Below are 609 nucleotides of genomic sequence, written 5' to 3' on the forward strand. Positions count from 1 at the left end.
AAAATACGACCTTGCAGCTTTATATTGGGGGAAGGCCAAAGAAGTAGCCACCAGCCTTAATACTCAATTATGGTCTGAATATCGTCAGGAGCATAACGAAAAAAGGCATTCATTGCATAACAGTTATAGCAAAGCAATGAGAACTCAGAAAGAAAACCGACAAATGGCAGCAGCATTGAAGAAACACATAAATAAACAGGTGGTGAGTAATGACCACATATGAACAGGCAAAAGAATTAGCCCAAAGTTTAGAACTAAAAGGCTTATTTCGCCGTGCTGCCAATAAATGGGGTGAGGCACTTTCATTATCTTGCAATAAAAAACAAGAACAGGAATGCACCAAGAATAATCTGCGCTGCGCCCGACAAGCAAGAATAACTATTCGGGAGGGATGGTAATGGCGAAAAGAAAAAGAGTACCACTAAATAGAGCGATGCGTCGTTATGCCAAGAAAATGAAGATTGAAATTAAGGAAGTAAAATAATGATCAAGAAAAATGAATTAGTTCCAGTATCCGCCAAAGAGCTACAGATTGTCGAATATCGCGGTCAGCGTGTTGTGACGACTGAGCAGTTAGCGGCGGGATATGGTGCGACATCAAAGCAAATT

2 protein-coding genes and 1 pseudogene are annotated in these 609 nt (G+C 40.6%); all 3 read left to right on the top strand.

Going from position 1 to position 609, the window contains the following annotated elements; genetic code table 11:
* The coding region (locus PSI23_RS21850) for a hypothetical protein (RefSeq protein ID WP_273557025.1) at positions 1–223 on the top strand (223 nt) is incomplete at its 5' end.
* Entirely contained in the window at positions 210–398 is a 189-nt protein-coding gene (locus PSI23_RS21855) for a PerC family transcriptional regulator (RefSeq protein ID WP_273557026.1), read from the top strand. The genes PSI23_RS21850 and PSI23_RS21855, both read left to right, overlap by 14 nt.
* Positions 399–483: 85 nt before the next feature.
* Positions 484–609, top strand: a pseudogene (locus PSI23_RS21860) (ORF6N domain-containing protein); the annotation flags it as partial.

Origin of the sequence: Xenorhabdus yunnanensis, from assembly GCF_028598805.1 — a bacterium.
GTDB classification, from domain to species: domain Bacteria; phylum Pseudomonadota; class Gammaproteobacteria; order Enterobacterales; family Enterobacteriaceae; genus Xenorhabdus; species Xenorhabdus yunnanensis.

Excerpts from the sequence above, each read along its gene's own strand:
- PSI23_RS21855 (WP_273557026.1), top strand. The coding sequence starts at position 210 with ATGACCACATATGAACAGGCAAAAGAATTAGCCCAAAGTTTAGAACTA.